Below are 24,222 nucleotides of genomic sequence, written 5' to 3' on the forward strand. Positions count from 1 at the left end.
CTCATCTCTTCGTATAGGGCGGCCGCCGCGGGGCCGCCCGCAGTGCTACCGTGCGCGCCAGCGCGATCAGGTGACCGTCATGCAGCAAGTGTTTTCCCAGCCCGGCAAGCCGGCCCCCCACATCGCCGGCCAGGCGGACGCTGCGGTGCGCCGCACCGTGTTCATCGTCGACGACGAGGACCTGATCCGGACCTCGCTGGCCAGCTTGCTGCGCTCGATGGAACTAGAGGTGAAAGACTTCCCCTCGACCGCGGCCTTCCTCGCCGCGCCCAAGGTCAGCGGTCCGTCCTGTCTGGTGCTGGACGTGCGGCTGCGCGGTGAAAGCGGGCTGGCCTTCCAGCAGTCGCTGGCCGGCCGCGGCCTGGGCCACATGCCGGTGATCATCATGACCGGCCATGGGGATGTCTCCATGACCGTGCGGGCGATGAAGGCCGGCGCGCGCGACTTCCTCGAGAAGCCGTTCCGCGACCAGGACATGATCGACGCGGTCATCGCCGCGCTGGAGCTCGATGCGAAGCGGCTGGTCGTCGAGCGCTCGCTCGAGGAGCTGCGGGGCTGCTGGGCGTCGCTCACGCCGCGCGAGCGCGAGGTGCTGGAGCACGTCGCCTCCGGTCGTCTGAACAAGCAGATTGCCGGGGAGATGGGCATCGCCGAGATCACCGCCAAGATCCACCGCGGCCAGGGCATGCGCAAGATGCGATCGCGCTCGGTGGCGGAGCTGGTGCGCAAGATGCAGGCGCTCGGCGTGATCCGCGAGACCGTCTGAGCCCCGGAGCCCGCGCGTGTCGATCAGCCCCTCCGCCGTGATGGCCGACCCGGATGCCCCGGTCGCCTCGGCACTTCCGGCCGCTGCGGTCGCCGCCGCCACCACCATCGTCGCCGTCGTTGACGACGACCCCTTCGTGCGCGCGGCCACCGGCAGCCTGGTGCGGGCTTTCGGCTGGGAGGCTCACACCTTCTGCTCGGCCGAGGACTACTTGGCGTCGGGCCTCGCGGCGCGCACCGCCTGCCTGGTCTGCGACATCCAGATGGAGAGGCTCGACGGCATCGGGCTGCTGGCGCGCTTGCAGAAGGACGGCGTCGCGCCGCCGACGCTGTTCATCACGGCCTTGACATCGGAGACGGTGCGGCGCCGCGCCTTGGGGCAGGGCGCGCTGCACGTCATCGACAAACCGATCGATGCGAATGAGCTGGAGGAGTGGGTGCAGCGGGCGCTGGCGTCGGGGCCGCGAGGCCGCGCGTCAGGCGGCTGACCAGCAGCAGCACGGTCGCGTTCAACGCGAGTCCGACGATGCCGATGTTGAGCTGATGCACCCAGGCCGGCGCGAAGGGCAGCAGCTCGCGCGTGCCGGCGCCGCTGACCACGGTCGCGGCCACGAAGCCGACGCCGACGACGATCCCGGCCATCACGCCGTAGCGGTTGGCATAGGGGCGGCCGATCAGCGCGCACAGCAGCGCCGGCGCCAGCTGCGTCACGACGCCGAAACCCATGAGCAGCAAGGCCACGATGCTGGAGCCGCCGCGCAGCGTCAGCGCGACCGCGATGAGCGTCAGCACCGGCGCACCCAGACGCGACACGAGCATCAGGCGCGCGTCGTCCGCGCCCGGATGCAGCGGCCGATAGAGGTTGCGCGCCAGCAGCGTCGAGGCCGAGATCAGCATGATCGATCCCGGCACCAGCGCGGTCAGCATGCCGGCCGCGCCGATGACGCCAACAAACCAGGGATCGAAGGTCTGCAGCGAGAGCTTGAGCAGCGCCAGATCGATCTGACCGCCGCTCAGGCCCGGCACCTTCAGCACCGCGGCATAGCCGGCGAACATCGCGAACAGCATCACCAGCGCGTAGAGCGGCATCACCACGGCGTTCTTGCGGAAGCTGCGCTCGGTGCGGGCGGTGAAGACCGCACTGAAGGCATGCGGCCACAGGTACATGCCCAGCGCCGAGAGCGCCACCGTCGACAGGAACCACACGCCGCCGCGGCCGGGTTCGGCCAGCGCGAGAAAGCCGGGCCGGGCGGCCTCGATGCTGTCGAACATCGGGCCCAGGCCGCCGTAATGGTGGAAGGGCAGGTACAGGCCAAGGAAGACGCAGACGACCAGCACCAGTACGTCCTTGACGACGGCCGTCATCGCCGAGCCATGGATGCCCGACAGCATCACGTAGACCGTCATCACGCTGGCGCCCAGCCACACGGCGGCGGCCGGCGACAGCGCGCCGTAGGAGGTGATCTCGACGATCAGGCCCAGGCCCTTCATCTGCACCACCAGATAAGGCACCAGCGCGAGCAGCGCGACGGCCGCGACCAGCAGGCCCAGCGCGGGGCTGTCGTAGACCTTGGCGAAGATCTCGGGCTGGGTCATCGCGCCGTGCCGCCGGGCCAGGCGCCAGATCGGCGGCAGCAGCCAGTAGGACATCACGAAGGCCAGGGAGGTGTAGACCAGGATGTAGAGCGCCGCGCCGCCGTGGCCGTAGGCGTAGCCGCTGGCACCGAGGAAGGTGAAAGTGGTGTAGAGCTCGCCGGCCATCAGCACGAAGACCAGCAGCGCGGAGAAGCCGCGGCCGCCCACGCTCCATTGCGCCAGGTCCATGGTCACGCCGCGCCGCGCGCGCAGCGCGATGGCGACGGACAACGCCAGCGGCAGCAGGATGACGACAGCGGCGAGGTTCATGAGCGATGGCCGCGTGGCGCGTTGGTGGCGGGCAGCGGGGCCTCGCCGCCGTCGATGCCGGTCTCGGCCTCCTCACCGCGGTTCGCGGGATCGAGCCGGTAGACGATCGCCATCACGACGGCGCACAGCAGCGTGCCCGAGATGATCCAGGCCATGAAGAAGGGCAGGCCGGCGACAAAGGGCCGCACGCGGTCGGCGAAGACGACGCCCAGCACCGCATGCGCGACGGGTAGCAGTGCGAGCCAGTGACGCAGCTTCATCCGGCCTCCGGGTTCATGATCGTGTCGATCGCGCATGCACGCCGCGACCGGTGGCGGCAAGCGCGCGCAGCACCACGTCCGGCGTCGCCGGCGCCTCGCGCACGCGGGCGCCGGTGGCGTGGTGGATCGCGTTGAGGATGGCGGCGGCGGTGGGCACCAGCGCCGGCTCGCCGATGCCCTTGGCGCCGTAGGGGCCGATGGCCGTCGGAGCCTCGACGAAGAGCGTCTCGACCTCGGGCACGTCGTGCACCGTCGGGATCAGGTAGTCGTGCAGGTTGTCGTTGCGGCCGGGCAGGTACTGCTCCATCAGCGCGAGTCCCACGCCTTGCGCGACCGCGCCTTCGATCTGGCCTTCGAGCAGGGTCGGGTTGACCATGCGGCCCACGTCGTGCGCCGCCACGACGCGGCGCACCCGCACGCGGCCGGTCTCGATGTCGACCTCGACCTCGGCCATCTGCGCGCCGAAGGCGTAGGTCGCGTAGGGACGGCCCTGGCCGGCGGCGTTCAGCGCCACGGTGGGCGGGTCGAAGCGCTCCTCGGCGGCGATGGCGTAGCCGTGGACGTCGACGGGCAGGTCGGCCAAGGACAAGCGTCGCGCGACGCCTGTCCCGTCCGCTTGCGTGTCTGACCCCGTCTCAGCGCCGGTGCCGTCATCGCTTCGGACGCCGACCCAGCCAGGACCGAACACGACTGGCGCATCGGCCGGCGCGTCCAGCAGCGAGCGCACGCGGCGCAGCAGCGCGGTGCCGGCGAGGAAGGTCGCTCGCCCGGTGACGAAGGTCTGGCGCGAGGCCGAGGTGCGGCCGCAGTCCGGCGTCAGATGCGTGTCCGCGCCGACGATGTGCAGGCGCGTGATGGGCACGCCCAGCGCGTCGGCGGCGATCTGCGGGATCACCGTGTTGGCGCCTTGTCCCGCGTCGACCGCGCCCTGATGCAGCACCAGCGTGCCGTCGGGCCGCAGCCCGATGCGGACCGTCGACGGATTGGGCGACGCGGTGTTGCCGCAGCCGTAGAAGAAGGCCGCCATGCCGACGCCGTAGCGAAGGTGAGGGCGCGCCGCCCCGTTTCGTTCGTGGGCACGCTCGCGCGCCGCGATCCAATGCGGCCGCAGCGCATCGAGGCACGCCACCATGCCGACGCTGTCATCGAGTACCTGCCCCGTGGGCAGCGAGTCGCCCGGCCTCAGCGCGTTGCGGGCGCGGAACTCCAGCGGATCCCAACCGCCGTGCAGCGCGAGCTCGTCGATCAACTGCTCCTGCGACATCGTCGTCTGCGGCACGCCGAAGCCGCGGAAGGCGCCGGCCGGCGTGATGTGCGTGTGGACGGCGCGGGCGCGCGCGGCGTAATGCGGCACACGATAAGGGCCGCCCGCATGCACCGGTACGCGGTTGGCGACCGCCGTTCCCCACGACGCATAGGCGCCGGTGTTGTAGTCGCCTTCGAATTCGACCGCCCGCAGCAGACCTTGCTCATCGGCGGCGAGCGTGGAGACGATGCGCGCCGGATGCCGTTTGGTCGAGGTCGCCATCGATTCCTCGCGCGTGAACACGATGCCCACGGGGCGATCCAGATGCCAAGCCGCGACTGCGAGCAACGGTTGCACCGTCATGTCCAGCTTGCCGCCGAAGCCGCCGCCCACGGCGGTCGGCACGACGCGGATGCGCTCCGGCGCGACGCCCATCACCCTCGCGAGGTCCTCGCGATGCGGATGCGGCGCCTGCGTCGGCGAGCGGACTTCGATCGTGTCGCCGACGCGCCGTGCCCAGCCGGCTTCGGGCTCCAGGTAGGCGTGCTCGACGAAGCTCGACGAGAAGCGGCCGCTGACGACGTGCGCCGCCTCGCGGATCGCGGCCGCCGCGTCGCCGCGCTTCACGCGGCCTTCGATCAACTGGTTGCCGACGCGGCTCGCGTGAAGCTGCGGGCTGTCGGGGTGGGCGGCGTCCTCGACGCTGAAGACGGCGGGCAGCGGCGTCCAGGTGACCGGGAAGTCGGCGAGGTCCAGCGCGGCGACGGCCTCGCGCTCACCGGCGATCAGCGCGACGGCTTCGAGGCGGTGACGGGTCTCGCTCTCGGCGAGGACCGGCTGGTCCGCATAGGCCGGCGCGATGCCGTGGAGGTTGCGGCCCGGCACGTCGGCGTGCGTGAACACGCGGACGATTCCGGGATGGGCTTGGACGAAGCCGTCGACGTCGCCGAGCGTGAAGCGTGCGCGGTGATGCGGGCTGCGGACCGCGCGCAGGAAGAGGGCGTCGGCGGGAATGCCGTCGGCGCCGAAGTGCTGGCTGCCGTCGACCTTGCAGGGGCCGTCCAGGCGGGTGAGCGGCTGGCCGACGTTGATGCCGGTCTCGGGCGGCGGCGTGAGCGGGCGCGAATCGGCGCCGGTGGCGACCTCGACGATCGCGTCGACGATCTTGCGATAGCCGGTGCAGCGACACAGCACGCCGTCGATCGCGGCGCAAGCGGTGGCGCGGTCCGTCACCCGGCCCGCATCGATCGCGGCCGCCGCGGCGGTGAGCATCGCCGGGATGCAGAAGCCGCATTGCACCGCCTGGTGCGCGAGGAAGGCGTGCTGCAGGCGCGCGCCGGTGCGACTGGATTCGGCCAGGCCCTCGACGGTCAGAACGCGACAGCCGTCGAGCTGCGCGACCGGCGTGATGCAGGCGTAGCGGGGCTCGCCGTCGACGACGATGCTGCAGCTGCCGCAGTCGCCCTGGCCGCAACCGACCTTGGTGCCGGTCAGGCCCAGGTCCTCGCGCAGGAAGGCGACGACGGTGCGCGAGCGATCGGCAGGCAGCGTGCGGCGCTGGCCGTTGATCTCGGCCCAGGCGGTGTCGCCCGCATCGGCGCATGCGTCGGCGGAGGGCGGCGTCGTGACTTCATTTGGAGGCGACATGGTTCACCTCCATCTCGATGCCGCAGTGCGCGGCGGCGCGCTCGATGGCGACGCGCACCAGATGGCGGCGCAGCGCGGCGCTGCCGCGGTGGTCGTCGATGGGCGAGAGCTCCGGCATCGGCGTGTCGCGGATGAGGTGCGTCAGGTCGACGGGGCGGGCGCCCTCGAGTCTCGCCTCGAGACCGCGCAGCCGCACCGGGACGTCCGAGGCGCCGCCAATGGCGATCGCGGCGCGCGCGGCGACGCCGTTCTCGTTCCATCGCAGGCAGAGCGCCGCCGAGACCGTGGCCAATGCCGTCCCGTCGCGATTGGCGAGCTTGATGAAGGCGCCGCGCTCATGCGGAGCGGGCGTCGGGATGAGCACGGCGCTCAGCAACTCATCCGGCCTCAGCGCGGTGTGGCGCCGCCCGAGCAGGAACTGATCGAGCCGCAATCGCCGGACACCGGCCAGGCTGGCGAGCTCGACCTGCGCCTCCAGCGCGAGCAGCGGCGGCACGCCGTCGGCGATCGGCGAGGCGTGGCAGAGGTTGCCTCCCAGCGTTCCCTGCACCCGGATCTGCCGGGAGCCGACCTGGCCCGCCGCCTCGCGCAGCACGCCCGGCGTGAGCGGCGATTGCTCGATCGCTTCCCAGGTCGCGGCGGCGCCGATGCGCAGATGGCCGTCCGTCAGCGCGATGGGCTTCAGCGACGCGACCCGGCCGATGTCCAGCCACGTCGACCCGGCGACCGGGCGGGACGGATCGGCATAGACGTCGGTGCCGCCGCAGAGCACGCGCCGCGGATGGCGCGCGAGCTCGGCCAGCGCCTCGTCGAGGGTGTGGACGCGAAGATGGTTCATCGGGGCAAGCGGCCGGTCCCAGGCGCGGGGCGCTGGGGGGAAGAGTCGTTCTGCCGGGCCGTGCGGGCGATCCTACAAGTCGAGGATGGCGCACGGTGCGCCCCGCGACGCCGATGCCGCTTGAGACCAGGATCGGCTACCTCTTCGGAGGTAGCGCGGCGCTCCCCGGCAAACTCAATCCGCTCGCACCACGCGCTGCAGGCTGTCGATGACGAAGCCTTCCCACTGCTCCGCGGCGACGCCGTTGTCGATGGAATCGCCCAGGAAGGCGGACATCGTGTAGCGGTTGGAGGTGAAGAAGTAGGACGCCGACACGATCAGCAGATAGACGTCGCGCGCGTTCAGCGCCGGTCGGAACAGTCCCCGCTCCGCGCCCGTCGTCAGGATGCGGTCGATCAGCCGCACCGCGTGCGAGGAGTACTCCGTCGCCTTGTCCGACTTCTGCACGTGCTTGCCCTTGAGCAGGTTCTCCGTGTTGAGCAGGTTCACGAACTCGGGATGCCGCCGGTAGTAGTCGATCTTAAAGCGGATCACCGTGTTCAAGGCCTCCACCGGATCGTCCGGGTCGGCGACGCACTTGGCCTCGGCCTCGTCCATGCGCTGGTAGATGCCTTCCAGCACCGCGATGAACAGCCCCTCCTTGCTGCCGAAGTAGTAATAGATCATCCGGTCGTGCGTCTTCGCGGAGCTCGAGATCTTCTCGATGCTGCCGCCGTCGTAGCCGTACCGGGCGAAGACCTTGGTCGCCGCCTTGAGGATGCTGTCGCGGGTCGCCTGGGCGGCGGCCTCGCGCATGCCGGTGCCGCGCACCGCCTTGGTCTGCTTGGTCTGGGCCATGAATGTTCCGGTGCCCGGAGCGCCGCCATCCTGGGCGGCGTCTCCGTCCCGACGCGGGATCGCCGCGCCGGATGTTGATTTCATGTAGCAGGCACTACATGAATGTGGCGATGATACGCAGCGTCATGACTTCCGGCAATCGGGGGATCGCGCGGGGCGCGCCCCGCCGTGCGAGCCGCGTCCGCGCGCGAGCAGCGCGCGGGATCTCGATCGCGGATCGATACCAAGGTATGAGCGCCGCAGGCCGCTCGTTCAATTCTCCGCGGCAAGTGCCGCTGCTCTGATGGCGGACATCGCGGGGCGCCGCTCGCGCGTCCCCGGATCAACCCGCCGAACGGCCCTGCGCCGACTCGGCAACCCGCCAATCAGAGGCCCACATGTCCAAACGCATTCTTCGCACGCTCACCCTGTCGGCGCTGGCCGCCTTCGCCGTCGCTCTGCCGGTCCTGGCCAAGGACGCCGCGTCCGCTTCGGCCGCTCCGACCGCCGCGTCGGCGACGACCAAGCCCACCATCGTGCTCGTTCACGGCGCCTTCGCCGACGCCTCCAGCTGGAACGGCGTCGCCGGCGAGCTGCGCGGCAAGGGCTATCCCGTCGTCGCCGTCGCCAATCCGCTGCGCAGCGTCTCGGGCGACGCCCGCTATACCGCGTCCATTCTGGACAAGATCCCCGGCCCGGTCGTGCTGGTCGGCCACTCCTACGGCGGCTCGGTGATCAGCAACGCGGCGGTCGGCCAGACGCGCGTGAAGGCGCTGGTCTTCGTGTCGGCCTTCGCGCCGGAAACCGGTGAATCCGTGGTCCAGCTCGCGGGCAAGTTCCCCGGCAGCACGCTGGGCGACGCGCTGGCCGCGCCGGTGCCGCTGCCCGAAGGCGGCGTGGACCTGTACATCGACCAGGACAAGTTCCGCAACCAGTTCGCCGCCGACGTGAAGCCGGACGCCGCGCGCCTGATGGCCGTGGGCCAGCGCCCGGTGGCCGAGGCCGCGCTGAAGGAAGCCAGCCAGGGCACGGCCTGGAAGACCCTGCCGAGCTATTACGTCTACGGCAGCGCCGACAAGAACATTCCGCCCGCCGCGATGGCCTGGATGGCCGAGCGCGCCCATGCGCGCAAGACACTCGTGATTCGCAACGCCTCGCATGTGGTGATGGTCAGCCATCCGCATGAAGTCGCCGCGCTGATCGAGACCGCCGCGCACGACGCCGAGTAAGCCCCCGCGCCCGCGGCGTCCGCCCCTTGCCTGGCCGCCGCGGGCCGTGCTTTCCCGCCACTCCCCCTGTCCCCCCAAGGAGATCCTCATGACGAATGAATCTTCCCGCCGCGACTTCCTGTCGCTCGCCGCCGTCGGTGGCGCCGGTCTGGCGCTGTCCGGCATCACCGGTCTGACCGGTGGCGCGCTCGCCGCGACGGCCGCCACCGGCCGCGAAGCTTTCGGTCCGGTGCGCCAGATCAAGGCCGGCCTGCTCGACGTCGGCTACGTGGACCTCGGCCCGCGTGACGGCACGCCGGTGATGCTCTTCCACGGCTGGCCCTACGACATCCACACCTACGAAGAAGTCGCGCCGCTGCTGGCCGCGCAAGGCTTCCGCGTGATCGTGCCGCACCTGCGCGGCTACGGCTCGACGCGCTTCCTGTCCGATGCGACGCTGCGTTCGGGCCAGCAGACCGCGCTGGCCGCCGACACCATCGCGCTGATGGACGCGCTGGGCATCCGCCGCGCGATCATGGCCGGCTGCGACTGGGGCGCGCGCAATGCCTGCGTGGTCTCGGCGCTGTGGCCCGAGCGCTGCCAGGCGCTGGTCTCCGTCAGCGGCTTCCTGGTGCTGAACCGCGCCACCGCGCTGACGCCGCTGTCGCCGGCCGACGAGTTCTCGTGGTGGTACCAGTACTACTTCGCGACCGAGCGGGGCCGCATCGGCTACGAGAAGAATCTCAAGGAGTTCGCGCGCTTCATCTGGCGCCAGGCCTCGCCGAAGTGGAACTTCGACGACGCCACCTTCGATCGCGCGGCGGCCAGCCTGGTCAATCCGGATCAGGTCGCGGTGGCTGTACACAACTACCGCTGGCGCATCGCCGCGGCCGAGGGCGACCCGCAGTACGAGGCGCTCGAGACGCGTCTGGCGCAGGTGCAGTCGGTGTCGCTGCCGTCCATCACGATGGAAGGCGACGCCAACGGCGCGCCTCACCCGGCGCCCGCGGCCTATGCCTCGCGCTTCAAGGGCAAGTACGAGCACCGCAACCTGAGCGGCGGCATCGGCCACAACCTGCCCCAAGAGGCGCCGGCGGACTTCGCCAAGGCCATCATCGACCTGAGCAAGTGGTAAGCCACTCCCGACAAGAAAGAGACATCCCCATGACCCGCATCATCGAGAAACCCCTGTACACCGCCACCACGCTGACCACCGGCGGTCGCGAAGGCGCCGGTGTCTCCAGCGACGGCGCGCTGGACGTCAAGCTCAGCACGCCGGGCGGCGGCGGCAAGGGCACGAATCCGGAGCAGCTCTTCGCGGTCGGCTATTCGGCTTGCTTCATGGGCGCGATGCGCCGCGTGAAGACCGCCGACAACGTGCGCGTGCCCGACAACGCCTCCATCGAGGCCGAGGTCACGCTGGGCACCACCGCCGACGGCGGCTTCGCGCTGGCGGCCAAGCTGCATGTCAACCTGCCGGGCCTGACCGAGACGCAGAAGTGGGCCCTCGTCGACGGCGCGCATCAGCTGTGCCCGTACTCGCACGCCACGCGCGGCAACATCGAGGTCTCGTTCAGCGTCGCCTGAACTCGGCGTGGCGAGCGCGGATCGCCGGCTCGGGCGCAGGCTCAGAGCTCGATGATCCCGCGCTTGAGCGCGATGGTGACCGCATGCGTGCGGTCCTTGGCCGAGAGCTTGCCCAGGATGGTCCGGATGTGGACCTTGACCGTCTCCTCGGTCAGCGAGAGGCTCTCGGCCACTTCACGATTCGCCTGACCCAGCGCGACCAGCCGCAGCACCTGGGTCTCGCGCAGCGACAGCGTGCGGCTGTGCGCGTGCTGGGCGATGGCGGCCTCGATCTCCGCCGGCACCATCAGCCGACCCGCGTGCACGCCGCGGATGGTGTCCACCAGGTCGGTGCGCAGCAGGCCCTTGAGCAGATAGCCGGAGGCGCCCGCCTTCATCGCCCGCATGGCCTGGAAGTCGCCGGGGAAAGTGGTGAGGATGACGATGCGCGCCTCGGGGAACTCGCGACGGATCGCGGCCATCGCCTCGATGCCGTCCATGTCTCGCATGCGCAGGTCCATCAGCGTGACATCGGGCAGGTGCTGGCGGAAGCGGGTGAGCGCATCCAGCCCGTTGCCCGCCTCGGCCACCAGGCGCATGTCCGGCTCGGCGTCCACGACGGTGGCGATGCCACTGCGCATCAGCGCATGGTCGTCGACGGCCATCACAGTGATGGGCCGGGGGCTCGGGGTGGTGTCGGTCACAGGGGCGGCAAGAAGGACGCGATCGGCCGGATCGCGAAAGCCCAAGCGTAGCCGCTGTGCCGGCCGCCGGCTGACGTACCGTTGCCCCCGGTTGCGAAGTCATCCCTCGAAAGAGTTATTCCGCGACCTGGCCGGACCAAAGTTCTGATAGCGTCCGCGCGACCTCCCGCTCGAGTCGATGACGTCCGATCCCCACCGTTCGCCGCTGCGCCAAGGCTTCTGCCAGCGCTTCTTGCAGCGTCTCCTGCAACGCTGTGCCCTGCGGTCGCTGCGGCGCCTTGCCGCGACCGTGGTCGTCCTGTGGGCGTCCGTGGCGGGCCTCCCGGCGGCCTGGGCGCTGGATGCGGATCTGCGGCTGAGCCAGTTCCAGCATCGCGCCTGGACGGCCGCGGACGGCGCGCCGACCGAGACCTGGGCGATGACGCAGTCCACCGACGGCCTGATCTGGATGGGCGGACCCGGCGGGTTGCTGCGCTTCGACGGTCTGCGCTTCGAGCGCTTCCCGACTTCGAGGGCGACGCCGTTCCCGGCCGGCGCGGTGTTGCGGGTGATGGCCGCGTCCAACGGCGATCTGTGGGTGAGCTTCTTCCCCCGCGGGCTGGTGCGGATCCGGCAGGGCGAGGTCTGGCAGGTGCCGGAGTCCGAGCCGGTCGCCGCGCAGCGGGTGCGCTACCTGTCCGAGGATGCCGACGGGCGGATCTGGGTCGGCGGCGAATCCGCCTTCTTCCGCTTCGACGGCGAGCACTGGACGCGGGGCGACGAGATCCCGGGCTTCGGCGGCATGCCGCTGGGCGGGCTGGTGATCGACGGCCGCGGCACGGTGTGGGTGTGCGCGCGGGACCGGCTGGTGCAGGCGCTGCCGCGCGGCGCGACCAGTTTCAAGAGCGTGGGCGATTGCACCGACGCGCGCAGCATGCCGGTGACGGACGGCCGGGTCTGGATCGTCGACGCGAAGTCGGCGCGGCGCATGCCCGAGGTCTCCCAAGCCCCGCTGCTGCCCCGGCTGACCTGGGGCGCGAGACGCTCGTCGCCGACCTGGCTCGATCGCGAGAGCAACCTGTGGTCGCTGTACTGCCCCGCCGGGCTCTGTCGGCGAAAGCTGCCGATCTCCACCTCCGACGCCATCGACCTCCCCGAACCCCCCGAACGCATGGGCGTCGCCGAGGGCCTGAGCGGCGACTTCGGCATGACGATGATGGAGGACGTCGAGGGCAATCTGTGGGTCGCGACCAAGACCGGTTTGGACCGGTTCCGGCGCGCGGCGCTGGTCCCGGCGGAGCTGCCGCGCGGGACCAGCAACTACGCGCTCGCGGCGGAGCCCGACGGCAGCGTGTGGACGGCGGCATCCGCGACGGGGACCTATTCGAAATGGCGCTTGAGCGGCGTCGGCGATGCGGCGTCCCTCCCGGCACCGAATGCGCAGGTCACCGCGGTCGGACGCGACGCGCAGGGGCGTCTGCTGATGGGCGGATCGAGCGGCCTGTGGCGCAGGGAGGGGGAGCGCTGGGTCGAGCTGCCACGGCCCGTCGGCGCGCAAGGCCGATGGGTGCTGGGCATCGCGGCGCAGGGCGGGAGCATGCTGGCCTCGTTCCAGAAGCTGGGCGTGCAGCGCTTCGACGACGGGGTCTGGCAGCCGCTGGCGGTGCCCGGCGAGCCGGGTCCGGTCGAGGCGGCCTTGGCGGTCGCGCCGGATGACGCGGTCTGGCTGGGGCTCAAGAACAACCGCGTGCTGCGCTTGAAGGACGGTGCGGTGCGCCGCTTCGGACCGGAGGAGGGCGTCGATGTCGGCGATCCCTTCCTGGTTTATGCAGGGCGCACGCGCGTGCTGGTGGCCGGCGGGCTGGGTGTGGACGTGTTGCACGGGGATCGTTTCGTGCCGCTGATGTCCGAGTCCACGGATGCGCTGATGGGCGTGTCGGGCATCGTGGAGACGGCCAACGGCGACCTCTGGCTCAACGGCCGCAAGGGCGCCGTGCAAGTGACCAAGGCCGATCTGGACGCCTTCCTCGCGGATCCTGGAAAGCCTTTGCGGCATGCGCTGATCGATGCGCTCGACGGCTATCCGGTCAGCGCGACCTCGTTCTGGCCGCAGCCCAGCGTCGTGGAGGCCGCGGATGGGCGGCTCTGGTTCGCGGGCATCACGGGCGTCGCCTGGCTGGATCCGCGCCGTCTGACGCGCAACCCGGTGGCGCCGGTCGCGCGCGTGACCGGCGTGCGCGCCGACGGCGTCGAGTACCCGCCCGGCGCGCCGCTGCGGCTGCCGATCAAGACCTCGATGCTGGAGCTGCGCTTCTCGGCGGCCAGCCTGTCCATTCCGGAGCGGGTGCGCTTCCGGTTCAAGCTGGAGGGCCAGGATCGCGGCTGGCGCGACAGGACTTCGCGGCGCGAGACCCTGTACACCAACCTCGCGCCGGGGCGCTACGTCTTCCACCTGCAGGCCTTCAACAACGACGGTGTGCCGACGGCGGGCGAGACCCTCCAGGTCATCGAGATCCCCGCGGCCTTCTATCAGACGCTGTGGTTCCGCGCCGCCTGCGTGCTGGCGGCCATCGCGCTGATCTGGGCGCTGCACCGGTTGCGCATGCGGCAGGCGGCACGCGCCGCGCGCGAGAAGCTGCGCACCCGGCTGGCCGAGCGCGAGCGCATCGCGCGCGAGCTGCACGACACGCTGCTGCAGGGCGTGCAGGGACTGATCCTGCGCTTCGAGGCGAACGCGACGCGGCTGCCGATCGATCACCCCGCCCGCGCGGCCATGGAGCAAGACCTGGCCCTCGCGGATGAGGTGCTGGACGAAAGCCGCCGGCGGGTGATGGCGCTGCGCTCGACGCCGGCCGCGGCGGGAAGCCTGGCGCGAGCGCTGGAGGACGTGATCGCGCAACTGGCGCGGGACTACGACGGCGAATGCCGCGTGGAGATCGAGGGCCGTGAGCGTCCCTTGAAGCCTGAGGTCCGCGAGGAGCTGCGATTGATCTTCGGCGAGGCGTTGCTGAACGCCTTCCGGCATGCCGACGCGACGCGGATGACGCTGTGCCTGCGCTACGGCTGGCGGGGGCTGCGGGTCACGCTGAGCGACGATGGGCGGGGCATTGCGCCGAAGCTGCTGGCGGACGGTCGGCCGGGTCACCTGGGGCTGGTCGCGATGCGCGAGCGCGCGAGGGCGATCGGGGCGCGTTTGTCCGTGGCCAGTCGCGTGGGGAAGGGGACCACCGTGGAGCTGCGGCTGCGCGCGTCGAAGGCGTATGCCGCCGGGCCGATCGAATCGGCCCATACAGCCGATTCAGCCGATGCGGTCGGTCCGGTGAAGGACAATCCCGCCCCATGACCGAGAACGCCCCGCCGCCGCAAGCGCAGCCCCGCAACCCCCTGCACGGGATGACGCTGGAGGCCATCGTGACCGCCCTGGTCGACGAGTACGGCTGGGAGGGCTTGGATGACCGCATCCCGCTGCGCTGCTTCGCCTTCGAGCCCAGCGTCAAGTCCAGCCTGAAGTTCCTGCGCAAGACGCCGTGGGCGCGGGAGAAGGTCGAAGGGCTCTATCTGTTCATGCTGCGCGAGCGGCGCAGGAACGAGCGGGGCTGAGCGCCGGATCAGAAGCTCCTCAGTAACCGGGCGCCATGTCATAGGCAATCTCGGCGCTGCGGTTGAAGTACCCCTCCGTTGCAGTATGATGATCATCATATTAGTATCCACCCCATGGCACCGATCAACCCATCCCCCCGCAACGCGAAGACCGACCGCAAGGAGGCGTCGCGCGAGCGCATTCTGGAAGTGGCCTCGCGCGGCGTGAGGCGCGCCGGCTTCCACGGGATCGGCGTGGCCGACGTGATGAAGCAGGCCGGGCTGACGCATGGCGGTTTCTATGCTCATTTCGAGTCGCGCGATGAGCTGCTCGGCGCGGCTGCAGCGCGGGCGGGGCAGGACAGCCGGGCGCTCTTCGAGGACCTATTGAAGCGTCTCACCGCGGCCGGCGTGCCGCCGTTCCGGGCGATGGTCGAGACCTATCTGCACGAGAGCGGCATCGGCAACTGCGAGAACGGCTGCCCCGTGGCTGCGTTGGTCTCGGAGATGCCGCGGCAATCCGAATCGGTGCAGCAAGTTTCGCGCGCGCTGATGACGCACCTGCATCGCATGGTGGGCGAGGCGCTCGGCGACCGCGCGCCGGCCGACGAGGCGTGGTCCATCGTCAGCAGTCTGGTCGGCGCGCTGCAGCTGGCCCGGGCTTTCGGCGACAACGATCAGGGGCGAGCGGTGCTCGACAGCACCAAGCAGGCGCTGCTGTCCCGCTACGGCGAAGAGGCGAAAGCGAGCACCGTCAAGTCCAACAAGGAAACGAAGTCCGACGCCAAGCGTCGGCATTGATTCGACATGGCCTCCCTCGCGAGGCCATTCGTTTGTCTGTAAATATGACGTGCGTCATATGAAATCAACGGCCGCGAACGCGGTCATCGAAGCAAGCTGGAAAGGAACAGCCATGAACATCGAAGGATCCGTCGTCTTCATCACCGGTGCGAATCGGGGTTTGGGTCTGGAATTCGCCAAGCAGGCGCTGGCCCGCGGCGCGAAGAAGGTCTATGCCGCGGCGCGGCAGATCGAGTCGGTCACGCTGCCGGGTGTGATCCCGGTGAAGCTGGACGTGACCAAGCCGGAGGAGGTCGCCGCCGCCGTCGCCGCTTGCGGCGATGTCACGCTGCTGATCAACAACGCCGGCATCGGCCGCACCGGCGGCGCGCTGGCTGACGACGCCGAGGCGCTGTTGCGTGATCAGCTGGAGACCAACCTCTTCGGCGTGTGGCGCTTGAGCAGCGCCTTCGCCGCCACGCTGGGCCGCAACGGCGGCGGCGCGATCGTCAACATCCTGTCCATCCTGAGCTGGGTGAACACGCCGACGCTGGGCGCTTACGGCGTCAGCAAGTCCGCGGCCTGGGCGCTGACCAACAGCCTGCGTCAGGAGCTGAGCGCGCAGGGCACGCAGGTGCTCGGCTTCCATGGCGGCTTCATCGACACCGACATGATCAGCGCCTTCGACGTGCCCAAGTCGCGCCCGGAGGACGTGGTCCGTCAGACGCTGGACGCGGTGCAGGCGGGGCAGGTCGAGGTCTCCGTCGACGAATCGACGCGGCAGGTCAAGCAGGCGCTGTCGGCGGGCGTGTACCTGCAGGACGCGCTCGCGCATTGAGCGCGGCGTCAGGCCTTGCCTGAGCGCTCCAGTCCACGCAGCCGCAGCAGGATGAGCATGCCGGCGGTCAGCACCGCGGCGGTGATCCACATCGCCGCCTGGTAGTTGCCGCTGGCCTGCGCCATGGCGCCGGCCAGCGCGGGCGCGGTCACCTGCGCCACGCCGTAGCTGAGCGTCAACCGCGCCATCGCCTTGCCGGGGTTGCCGGGCGAGCGCCGCCCCACGAGGGCGAGGGTCAGGCTCACCAGTCCGATGAAGGTCGCGCCGTAGAGCAGCGCGCCGCCCAGCGCGGCGGCGAGGCTGCCGGACAGGGCGGGCAGCACGACGGCGAGGATCTGCAGCGCGAAGGCGGTGAGCAGCGCGTTGATGTCGCCGATGCGGCGCGCGACGCGATCCCAGAGGAACACGGCCGGTGTCGCCGCGAGCCCGACCAGCAACCAGGCCCACGGGCCCTGGCCTTTGAGCAGGGGCTGGCGCTCGACGATGGCGACGGTGAAGGTGGCGCTGATGACGAAGCCCCATCCGGCGCAGAAGTAGCTGGCGAGCATCCATCGCATCCAGGTGGCGCCGGGCGCGCCGGTGCCGAGGGCAACGGTCGTGGGCGGCGGCGCGGGCGGTCGCCACCACCAGGTGACGGCGAGCAGTGCGACGCCGACGACGACGAAGCCCCACCAGTGCCCGGCCCAATCGAGACCGAGGCGGTCCATCGCCATCGCCCCGACGGCGGAGACCACGATGCCCAGGCCCAGTCCCATGAAGTGCACGCCGAGCTCGGGCCGCTTGCCGGCGCGCATCAGGAAGCCGAGAACGAGGCCGGAGCCGAGCAGCATGCCGGCGGCGCCGCTCAGGCCGCCGAGGTAGCGGGACAGCGCCCACAGCGCGAGGTTGGGCGCAAGCGGCATCATGGCCGTCGCCACGAGGCCCAGCAGCATGCCCCAGAGGTAGAGACGGGCGCGCCAGCGCGGATCGTCGATCCAGGCGGCGAGCAAGGCGCCGCTCATGTAGCCCGCATAGTTGATCGCGGCGAGCGTGCCGCCCATGGCGTCGCCGAGGTCGGCCTGCTGCTGCATCAGCGGCAACAGCGGCGTGTAGGCGAAGCGCGCCAGACCGATGCTGAGGATCAGGCCGGCGATGCCGCCGGTGGAGACTTGCCAGGGGTGGAGGTGGCGTTCGCTGCTCATGGGGCGCGTCAGGCCGCAAGGGCGTCGATTTCCTCGACCAACTGATCCCCGTGCGTCCGCAGGATGACCTCGATGTCGTACTGCGCCTGGAGGTTGAGCCAGAACCTCGGGTCGATCCCGAAGGCCAGGCCGAGCCGGATGGCGGTATCGGCCGTGATGGCGCGATCGCCGGCGCAGATCTCGTCGATGCGGCGCTGCTGAACGCCGATCGCCTTGGCCACGCGATAGCGCGTCAGGCCCATGGGCTCGATGAACTCGGTCAGCAGGATCTTCCCGGGATGCACGGCATCCAGGCGCCGGCCCGTCGTGATGTTGCTGAAGTCCAGTTGATTGAGCTGGCTGCGCGGGATGCTCATGGGGTCGCTCCGATCTCAGAAAGCCGGGTCAGTGATAGTCCGCCACCTCGACATCGAGTGCCGCGCCGGCTTTCCAGCGGAAGCAGATGCGCCATTGGCGGTTCACGCGGATGCTCCACTGTCCCTTGCGGTCACCCTTCAGGAGCTCCAGCCGATTGCCCGGCGGCACCCGAAGCGTCTCGATGGACGGGGCGCCGTCGATCATCTTCAGCTTTCCACGGATGGCGTTCTGGAGCGCGCGAGGCATCTCGCGAATCTCCCGGCCATCGAAGATCGCCGCTGTACGGCGGTCGGCGAAGCTCTCGATCATGATTAGTATTGACGCGCAATAGTAGATGCGTCAAGCCTAGCGATCGCGCGGGCGTGCGACCTTGCGCGATCGCATGGTCCGGTTGCGTCCCCATTTGGCGGGGATGCGGGGACGCGACAAGTCAGGCGCTTGTCAGCGACGAGGCGCGTATCGGCGAGCCCAAGGCCTCACACAAACTGCGCCGCCGCATGCCCCGACGCCCAGGCCCATTGGAAGTTGAAGCCGCCCAGATGGCCGGTCACGTCCAGCACCTCGCCGATGAAGTACAGCCCCGGTGACTTCAGCGACTCCATGGTCTTGGACGACACCTCCTTGGTGTCGACCCCGCCCAGCGTGACCTCCGCCGTCCGATAGCCCTCGGTCCCCGCGGGCACGAGCTGCCACGCGGACAGCTGCTCCGCGATGCGCTCCAGCTCCGCATGCGTGTATTGCTTGATCGGCTTGGACACGAACCACTGCTCCGCGATCAGCGTCGCCATCTTCTTGGTGAAGACCTCGCCCAGCAGCGTCTTCAGCTCCGCATTGGGCCGGTCGTTGCGCTGCTGCGCCAGCCACTGCGCGGCGTCCACGTCGGGCAGCAGGTTGATCTCCACCGCCTGGCCGGGCAGCCAGTACGACGAGATCTGCAGGATCGCCGGGCCGCTCAGCCCGCGGTGCGTGAACAGGATGTTCTCGCGGAAGCTCTTGCCGTTGCAGCTCACCAGGCAATCGACAGAGGTGCCGCTGAGCTCGTTGCACAGGTCCTTGAGCTGATCGGTGATGGTGAAGGGCACCAGCCCCGCGCGCGTCGGCAGCAAGGTGTGCCCGAACTGCTTGGCGACCTGATAGCCGAAGCCCGTCGCGCCCATGGTCGGGATCGACAGGCCGCCGGTCGCGATCACCAGCGACTGGCATGTCATCGGACCCGCCGAGGTCTGCAGCGCGTAGCCGCCCTCGACCTTCTCGATCGACTCGACCGAGGTCTCCAGCATCACCTGCGCGTCGACCGCGGCGCACTCGGCGAGCAGCATGCGCAGGATGTCGATGGACTTGTTGTCGCAGAAGAGCTGGCCCAGCTTCTTCTCGTGGTGGGGCACCTGATGCTTGTTGACCAGGGCGATGAAGTCCCACTGCGTGTAGCGCGCCAGCGCCGACTTGCAGAAGTGCGGGTTCTGCGAAAGGAAGTTGGCCGGCTCGGTGTACAGGTTGGTGAAGTTGCAGTTGCCGCCGCCGGACATGAGGATCTTCTTGCCCGCCTTGTTGGCATGGTCGACGACCAGCACGCGCCGTCCGCGGGCGCCCGCGTGCGCCGCGCACATCAGGCCCGCGGCGCCCGCGCCAATGATCACGACATCGATGTCCAACACGACTGCTTCCCTTCGACTTTCAAACCGGGCCCGACCGCTGCGGCGGGCGCGGGAGCTTAACGCATGCGGTCCGGCGCGAACTCTGCCGCGCCGGGCCGATCGGTGCGCCGTCCAATTGTGTGGGGCAGGGGAGAGGGTCTTCGGGATATGCCCAATCCGAATAGCAGCTAGTCCCCGCCATAACTAGGACGACGAGGCCGGGCTCTCCACAATCCGCCGCAACGCCTCATCGCCTGTCGCGCAAGACCCCCATGATCATCGACGTCCACGGCCACTACACCACCGCTCCCGCCGCGCTCGGCGCCTGGCGAGACCTGCAGATCGCCGCGCTCCAGGACCCGTCGCGCACACCGCGCGCCTCCGACCTGCGCATCAGCGACGACGAGCTGCGCGAGTCCATCGAGACCAATCAACTCGCCAAGATGCGCGAGCGCGGCTCCGACCTCACCATCTTCAGCCCGCGCGCCAGCTTCATGGCGCATCACATCGGCGACTTCCAGACCTCGTCCACCTGGGCCGCGATCTGCAACGAGCTCTGCCACCGCGTGGCCGAGATGTTCCCCGATCACTTCGTCGGCGCGGCCATGCTGCCGCAGAGTCCCGGCGTCGATCCGGCCAGCTGCATCCCCGAGCTGGAGCGCTGCGTGCGCGAGTACGGCTTCGTCGGCATCAACCTGAATCCCGATCCGTCCGGCGGCCACTGGACCAGCCCGCCGCTGACCGACCGCCACTGGTACCCGCTCTACGAGAAGATGGTCGAGCTGGACATCCCCGCGATGATCCACGTCAGCACCAGCTGCAACGCCTGCTTCCACACCACCGGCGCGCATTACCTGAACGCCGACACCACGGCCTTCATGCAATGCCTCACCGGCGACCTGTTCAAGGACTTCCCGACGCTGCGTTTCCTGATCCCGCACGGGGGCGGCGCGGTCCCGTATCACTGGGGCCGCTTCCGCGGCCTGGCGCAGGAACTCAAGAAGCCGCTGCTGGACGAGCATCTGCTCAACAACATCTTCTTCGACACCTGCGTCTATCACCAGCCGGGCATCGACCTGCTGACGAAGGTGATCCCGGTGAAGAACGTGCTCTTCGCCTCCGAGATGATCGGCGCCGTGCGCGGCATCGACCCGCTCAGCGGCCACCATTACGACGACACCAAGCGCTACATCGCCGCCACGCCGCACCTGAGCGACGAGGAACGCCACCTGGTCTACGAAGGCAACGCCCGCCGCGTGTTCCCCCGGCTTGACGCGCGGCTGAAGGCGCGCGGACGATAGGGAGGCTTCATCGGGGACGCCGATTGCGGGACAATGCGCGCCCCTCGCGGGCACGCAATCTGCTTAGCTTTCCTTCATGAGCGACCCCCAGCCAATCCCTTCCCACGCCGAGCGTTCCAACGAGCTCTCGGCCGGACCCTCGCCCGAGCCGTCCGCCGTCGAGCCGCTCGCCGACCTGGCCATCCGCTCGCACACGACCTTCGAGGACGCGCAGGCCATCTTCACCGGCACCATCTTCGTGTCGCTGGCGCTGATCCTCTTCGCGCAGGTCGGGCTGCTGACGGGCGGCACGGCCGGCGCGGCCTTCGTACTGCATTACGCCACCGGCATCAGCCTGGGCAAGCTGTTCTTCCTGATCAACCTGCCGTTCTACTGGTTCGCCTGGACCCGCATGGGCCGGGAGTTCACGCTCAAGACTTTCGTCTCGATCGCGCTGCTGTCGGTGATGACCGAGTTCTCGCCCAAGCTCTTCGCCATCGACCGCATCCATCCGGCCTACGCGGCCGTGCTGGGCGGGCTGCTGCTGGGCTCGGGCTGCCTGTTCCTGGCGCGGCATCGCGCCAGCCTGGGCGGCGCGACCATCGTCTCGCTCTACCTGCAGAAGGCCAAGGGCTGGCGCGCGGGCAAGGTGCAGATGGGCATGGACTGCGCCATCGTGCTGCTGGCGCTCACCGTCGTCGATGTGGAGCGGGTCGCGTACTCCGTGCTCGCGGCCGTGGTGATGAACCTCTTCATCGCGGTCAACCACAAGCCCGGACGCTACGCGGTGTTGTGAGCGCGGCCCGCTCGGGCCGCGAGACTCATGCCGAGCTTTCCGATGGATCCCGCTGCTCGGGCCGTTCCTGGGCCTGTCGCCGCCGGAACTCCGGCGTCGGTAGCCCGCCCACGCCCCAATTCTCCAGCTCGATCTCGTCGATCACGACGAAGGTCATGTGATGCGGCTTGCCCAGCACCTGGAACAGCAGATCGCTGACGCCCTGGATCAAGGCCGCTTTCTGCTCGGGCGTGGTGGCGCCGGCGCCGGGGGTGGTGCCCTCGCGGGTCACCTGGATGTTGACGTAGGGCATGCGAGCTCCTTGGCTTGAGACCGACGGCGGCTCACCAGCGGCCGGCGTGCTGGCCGCCGTCCACGTGCAGCGTCTCGCCGGTGACGAAGCCGGCCTGTTCGAGATAGCCCACCGCCTGAACGATGTCGGCGATGTCGCCCATATGGCCCATCGGATGCAGGGCGTCGAGGAACTCATGCGTCTGCGGCGCATGCATCGGCGTCCGGATGATGCCGGGCGAGACCGCGTTCACGCGGATGCCCTCCTTCGCGAGCTCGATGGCCAGGCCGCGAGTCACGGCGTCGAGGCCCCCCTTGGTCAGACTGGCCAGGCCGGCGGGAACGCCGGCGATGGGCTGCTCGACCAGCGTGGTCGTGATCTGCACGATGTGGCCCGCGCGTTGCCGTTGCATCTGGGGAATCACGAGCTGCGTGATGTGGAAGAAGCCGCCGAGGTTGACGTCGACGACGTCGCGGAAGTCCTGCTCGGTGTATTCGGAGAAGGGCTTGGCGACGAAGATGCCGGCGTTGTTGATCAAGGTGTCGACGCGGCCGAAGCGGTCCAGCGCGGTCTGCACGACGCGCTGGGCGACGGCGCGATCGCCGATGTGGCCGGGCACCGCGACGACGTCGGCGTCCTCGCCCTGCCGGATGGCGCGGGAGTTGGCGATGACGGCGTAGCCGAGCGCGCGGTAGGCGGCGACGAGGCCGGCGCCGATGCCCTGCGAGGCGCCGGTGACGATGGCGACGCGGCGATCGTTCGCGGTCTGGATGGAAGTGCTCATGGGACGGTCCTTTCTTTCTGAGGGGCGCCGGAGGCTTCCGGCGTTGTCGAAAGAGTAGGGACGAGGTCCCGCGAGGGGGAGCCGCTATCCTCGCTCAATGGCTGATCAGAAACGCACAGGGGCGACGCCCGATTGGGAGGACCTGCGCGTGTTTCTCGCGTTGGGGAGGCACGGCAGTCTGTCGGCCGCGGCGCGGGCGCTGTCGGTGAACCACGCGACGATCTCGCGCCGCATCCAGGCGTTGGAAGACAGCCTGGGCCGCAAGCTGGTGGATCGTCGCCCCGAGGGTTACGCCCTGACACCGGAGGGCCGCCGCGTGCTGACTGCGGCGGGCGAGATGGAGGCCGCGGCGCAGACCCTCAGCCGGGCCGGCGACGACGACGCGCCGCGCGGTCTGGTCCGTGTGAACGCACCGCCCGCACTGGCTCAGGCCTTTGTGATCGGTCGCCTCGCGACCTTGCCGGCGCTGCATCCGGGACTGGATGTGGACCTCGCGACCGACCTGCGGTCAGTGAGCTTGGACCGGCACAAGGCGGACATCGCGATCCGGCTGGGGCGACCCGCCGATGGCGACTTCATCGCGAAGCTGCTGGGCGTGATGGGCTTCGGTTTCTACGGCACGGCGCCACTCTGCGAGCGGCATGGCCGCGCGGATGCCGATGAACAGGCACGTGCGGGGCGGGCAGCCGAGTCGCCCGTGTTCATCGGCTTCGACGAGGCCAACGCCGACATGCCCGAAGCGGCCTGGCTTGCGCGCCGATTCCCTCGCGCGCGGGTGGCTTTCCGCGCCGACAACCAGATGGCGCAGGCGACGGCGGCACGCACCGGCGCGGGCCTGGCCTTGCTGCCGCATTACATCGGGCGGCAGGTACCGGATCTCTTCCCGTGCGATCTCGGCCCCGTGCCCGAGCCGCGCGAGATCTGGCTGCTGATCCGGGGCCGGGACCGGCGCGATCTGCCGATCCGCACGGTGGCGGAGTACCTGATCCGCGTCTTCGAGGAGGAGCGGGCGCTCTTCGCGGTCTAGGTCGACGAGGTGGGCGGAGCGGCGTCCGCCGCGGCCAGCAGCGTGCCTGGCGGACGCGCGTTACACGGCCATCACTTCGGCTGCTTGACGATGCGCAGGTAGGGCTTCGGCGCCTTCCAGCCTTCCGGGTAGATCGTCTTGGCTTCGTCGTCGGAAACCGATCCGGCGATGATGACGTCGTCGCCCTGCTTCCAGTTCACCGGCGTGGCGACGCGGTGCTTGGCGGTCAGCTGCATCGAGTCCAGCACGCGCAGGATTTCGTCGAAGTTGCGACCCGTGGTCATCGGGTAGGTCAGCATCAGCTTGATCTTCTTGTCCGGACCGACGATGAAAACCGAGCGCACCGTGGCGTTGGTCGCCGCGGTGCGGCCCTCGGACGTGCCGCCCTCATCGGCCGGCAGCATGTTGTAGAGCTTGGCCACGGCCAGATCGGTGTCGCCGATCATCGGGTACTTGACCGACGCGCCCTGCGTTTCCTCGATGTCGGCGACCCACTTGGCGTGGTTGTCCACCGGGTCGATGGACAGGCCGATCAGCTTGGCGTTGCGCTTGGTGAATTCGGGCTCGATGCGGGCCATGTAGCCCAGCTCGGTCGTGCACACCGGGGTGAAGTCCTTGGGGTGCGAGAACAGGATGGCCCAGCTGTCGCCGATCCAGTCGTGGAAGGTCAGTTCGCCGTGCGTGGTCTTCGCGGTGAAGTTCGGGGCGATGTCGTTGATGCGCAGGGACATGGTGGGCTCCGGTGTCGTCAGGTCGGTCGA

Annotated in this window: 25 protein-coding genes; 12 read left to right on the forward strand and 13 right to left on the reverse strand. The window is 69.7% G+C overall.

Going from position 1 to position 24,222, the window contains the following annotated elements:
- Window positions 1–79: 79 nt before the first annotated feature.
- A complete protein-coding gene (locus ABDW59_RS16535; protein WP_343630998.1) occupies window positions 80–766 on the forward strand; it encodes a response regulator in 687 nt (228 codons plus the stop codon).
- A 16-nt stretch (window positions 767–782) separates the two neighbouring features.
- Window positions 783–1,253 (forward strand): response regulator, encoded by a 471-nt coding sequence (locus ABDW59_RS16540; RefSeq protein WP_343631000.1) that lies wholly within the window; start codon window positions 783–785, stop codon window positions 1,251–1,253.
- On the opposite strand, the gene ABDW59_RS16545 is transcribed toward ABDW59_RS16540, so the two are convergent.
- From ABDW59_RS16545 to ABDW59_RS16565, 5 genes are all read right to left on the reverse strand, one after another.
- A complete protein-coding gene (locus ABDW59_RS16545) occupies window positions 1,162–2,670 on the reverse strand; it encodes a sodium:solute symporter (protein ID WP_343631002.1) in 1,509 nt (502 codons plus the stop codon). The genes ABDW59_RS16540 and ABDW59_RS16545 overlap by 92 nt on opposite strands.
- Window positions 2,667–2,930: a DUF3311 domain-containing protein gene (locus ABDW59_RS16550; protein WP_343631004.1), complete on the reverse strand. Its 264-nt coding sequence runs from the start codon at window positions 2,928–2,930 to the stop codon at window positions 2,667–2,669. Before ABDW59_RS16550 ends, ABDW59_RS16545 begins: the two co-directional genes overlap by 4 nt.
- A gap of 13 nt (window positions 2,931–2,943) precedes the next feature.
- A complete protein-coding gene (locus tag ABDW59_RS16555) occupies window positions 2,944–5,823 on the reverse strand; it encodes a molybdopterin cofactor-binding domain-containing protein (RefSeq protein ID WP_343631006.1) in 2,880 nt (959 codons plus the stop codon).
- The gene (locus ABDW59_RS16560; protein ID WP_343631008.1) at window positions 5,807–6,661 is read right to left on the reverse strand and encodes an FAD binding domain-containing protein; all 855 of its coding nucleotides are present in this window, start codon (window positions 6,659–6,661) and stop codon (window positions 5,807–5,809) included. The genes ABDW59_RS16555 and ABDW59_RS16560 overlap by 17 nt, the downstream gene beginning before the upstream one ends.
- A 174-nt stretch (window positions 6,662–6,835) precedes the next feature.
- The gene (locus tag ABDW59_RS16565; RefSeq protein ID WP_343631010.1) at window positions 6,836–7,498 is read right to left on the reverse strand and encodes a TetR family transcriptional regulator; all 663 of its coding nucleotides are present in this window, start codon (window positions 7,496–7,498) and stop codon (window positions 6,836–6,838) included.
- Between the two features lie 377 nt (window positions 7,499–7,875).
- Here ABDW59_RS16565 and ABDW59_RS16570 point away from each other — a divergent pair, with 377 nt between their 5' ends.
- The 3 genes from ABDW59_RS16570 to ABDW59_RS16580 all read left to right on the forward strand — a co-directional run bounded on the left by ABDW59_RS16570 (window position 7,876) and on the right by ABDW59_RS16580 (window position 10,272).
- Window positions 7,876–8,706, forward strand: coding sequence for an alpha/beta hydrolase (locus ABDW59_RS16570; RefSeq protein ID WP_343631013.1), 831 nt, complete (start codon window positions 7,876–7,878; stop codon window positions 8,704–8,706).
- An 88-nt stretch (window positions 8,707–8,794) separates the two neighbouring features.
- Window positions 8,795–9,820 (forward strand): alpha/beta hydrolase, encoded by a 1,026-nt coding sequence (locus ABDW59_RS16575; RefSeq protein WP_343631015.1) that lies wholly within the window; start codon window positions 8,795–8,797, stop codon window positions 9,818–9,820.
- A gap of 29 nt (window positions 9,821–9,849) precedes the next feature.
- Complete coding sequence (locus ABDW59_RS16580) at window positions 9,850–10,272, forward strand: organic hydroperoxide resistance protein (protein ID WP_343631017.1); 423 nt, start codon at window positions 9,850–9,852, stop codon at window positions 10,270–10,272.
- 41 nt (window positions 10,273–10,313) lie between these two features.
- On the opposite strand, the gene ABDW59_RS16585 is transcribed toward ABDW59_RS16580, so the two are convergent.
- Window positions 10,314–10,916: a response regulator transcription factor gene (locus tag ABDW59_RS16585; protein WP_343631019.1), complete on the reverse strand. Its 603-nt coding sequence runs from the start codon at window positions 10,914–10,916 to the stop codon at window positions 10,314–10,316.
- Window positions 10,917–11,133: 217 nt separating this feature from the next.
- Here ABDW59_RS16585 and ABDW59_RS16590 point away from each other — a divergent pair, with 217 nt between their 5' ends.
- The 4 genes from ABDW59_RS16590 to ABDW59_RS16605 all read left to right on the forward strand — a co-directional run bounded on the left by ABDW59_RS16590 (window position 11,134) and on the right by ABDW59_RS16605 (window position 16,131).
- Window positions 11,134–14,277 carry a two-component regulator propeller domain-containing protein gene (locus ABDW59_RS16590; RefSeq protein WP_343631021.1) on the forward strand — a complete coding sequence of 1,048 codons (3,144 nt, stop codon included), beginning with the start codon at window positions 11,134–11,136 and terminating at the stop codon, window positions 14,275–14,277.
- Window positions 14,274–14,534 carry a VF530 family protein gene (locus ABDW59_RS16595; RefSeq protein WP_343631023.1) on the forward strand — a complete coding sequence of 87 codons (261 nt, stop codon included), beginning with the start codon at window positions 14,274–14,276 and terminating at the stop codon, window positions 14,532–14,534. Before ABDW59_RS16590 ends, ABDW59_RS16595 begins: the two co-directional genes overlap by 4 nt.
- Before the next feature lie 114 nt (window positions 14,535–14,648).
- Entirely contained in the window at window positions 14,649–15,314 is a 666-nt protein-coding gene (locus ABDW59_RS16600; protein WP_343631025.1) for a TetR/AcrR family transcriptional regulator, read from the forward strand.
- Window positions 15,315–15,426: 112 nt separating this feature from the next.
- Window positions 15,427–16,131: an SDR family oxidoreductase gene (locus tag ABDW59_RS16605; RefSeq protein ID WP_343631027.1), complete on the forward strand. Its 705-nt coding sequence runs from the start codon at window positions 15,427–15,429 to the stop codon at window positions 16,129–16,131.
- An 8-nt stretch (window positions 16,132–16,139) separates the two neighbouring features.
- Here the strand turns inward: ABDW59_RS16605 and ABDW59_RS16610 are convergent, their stop codons facing one another.
- From ABDW59_RS16610 to ABDW59_RS16625, 4 genes are all read right to left on the reverse strand, one after another.
- Window positions 16,140–17,312, reverse strand: coding sequence for a YbfB/YjiJ family MFS transporter (locus ABDW59_RS16610; RefSeq protein WP_343631029.1), 1,173 nt, complete (start codon window positions 17,310–17,312; stop codon window positions 16,140–16,142).
- Between the two features lie 8 nt (window positions 17,313–17,320).
- Window positions 17,321–17,668 (reverse strand): HigA family addiction module antitoxin, encoded by a 348-nt coding sequence (locus ABDW59_RS16615; protein WP_343631031.1) that lies wholly within the window; start codon window positions 17,666–17,668, stop codon window positions 17,321–17,323.
- 28 nt (window positions 17,669–17,696) lie between these two features.
- The gene (locus ABDW59_RS16620) at window positions 17,697–17,978 is read right to left on the reverse strand and encodes a type II toxin-antitoxin system RelE/ParE family toxin (protein ID WP_343631033.1); all 282 of its coding nucleotides are present in this window, start codon (window positions 17,976–17,978) and stop codon (window positions 17,697–17,699) included.
- 167 nt (window positions 17,979–18,145) lie between these two features.
- Window positions 18,146–19,324 (reverse strand): NAD(P)/FAD-dependent oxidoreductase, encoded by a 1,179-nt coding sequence (locus tag ABDW59_RS16625; RefSeq protein WP_343631035.1) that lies wholly within the window; start codon window positions 19,322–19,324, stop codon window positions 18,146–18,148.
- A 251-nt stretch (window positions 19,325–19,575) separates the two neighbouring features.
- Here ABDW59_RS16625 and ABDW59_RS16630 point away from each other — a divergent pair, with 251 nt between their 5' ends.
- Together ABDW59_RS16630 and ABDW59_RS16635 are read left to right on the forward strand one after the other, a co-directional pair.
- On the forward strand, window positions 19,576–20,604 hold the full coding sequence (locus ABDW59_RS16630) for an amidohydrolase family protein (protein WP_343631037.1): 1,029 nt from the start codon (window positions 19,576–19,578) through the stop codon (window positions 20,602–20,604).
- 76 nt (window positions 20,605–20,680) lie between these two features.
- Window positions 20,681–21,379 carry a YitT family protein gene (locus ABDW59_RS16635; protein ID WP_343631039.1) on the forward strand — a complete coding sequence of 233 codons (699 nt, stop codon included), beginning with the start codon at window positions 20,681–20,683 and terminating at the stop codon, window positions 21,377–21,379.
- Between the two features lie 25 nt (window positions 21,380–21,404).
- Here ABDW59_RS16635 and ABDW59_RS16640 read toward each other — a convergent pair whose 3' ends face one another.
- Window positions 21,405–21,671, reverse strand: coding sequence for a 4-oxalocrotonate tautomerase family protein (locus ABDW59_RS16640; protein ID WP_343631041.1), 267 nt, complete (start codon window positions 21,669–21,671; stop codon window positions 21,405–21,407).
- A gap of 31 nt (window positions 21,672–21,702) precedes the next feature.
- Window positions 21,703–22,434 (reverse strand): SDR family oxidoreductase, encoded by a 732-nt coding sequence (locus ABDW59_RS16645; protein ID WP_343631043.1) that lies wholly within the window; start codon window positions 22,432–22,434, stop codon window positions 21,703–21,705.
- A gap of 97 nt (window positions 22,435–22,531) precedes the next feature.
- Here ABDW59_RS16645 and ABDW59_RS16650 point away from each other — a divergent pair, with 97 nt between their 5' ends.
- Window positions 22,532–23,461, forward strand: coding sequence for a LysR family transcriptional regulator (locus ABDW59_RS16650; protein ID WP_343631045.1), 930 nt, complete (start codon window positions 22,532–22,534; stop codon window positions 23,459–23,461).
- A 71-nt stretch (window positions 23,462–23,532) separates the two neighbouring features.
- Here the strand turns inward: ABDW59_RS16650 and ABDW59_RS16655 are convergent, their stop codons facing one another.
- A complete protein-coding gene (locus tag ABDW59_RS16655) occupies window positions 23,533–24,192 on the reverse strand; it encodes a peroxiredoxin (RefSeq protein WP_343631047.1) in 660 nt (219 codons plus the stop codon).
- Between the last annotated feature and the right edge of the window lie 30 nt (window positions 24,193–24,222).

Source organism: Roseateles sp. (assembly GCF_039595295.1).
Lineage (GTDB): Bacteria > Pseudomonadota > Gammaproteobacteria > Burkholderiales > Burkholderiaceae_C > Roseateles.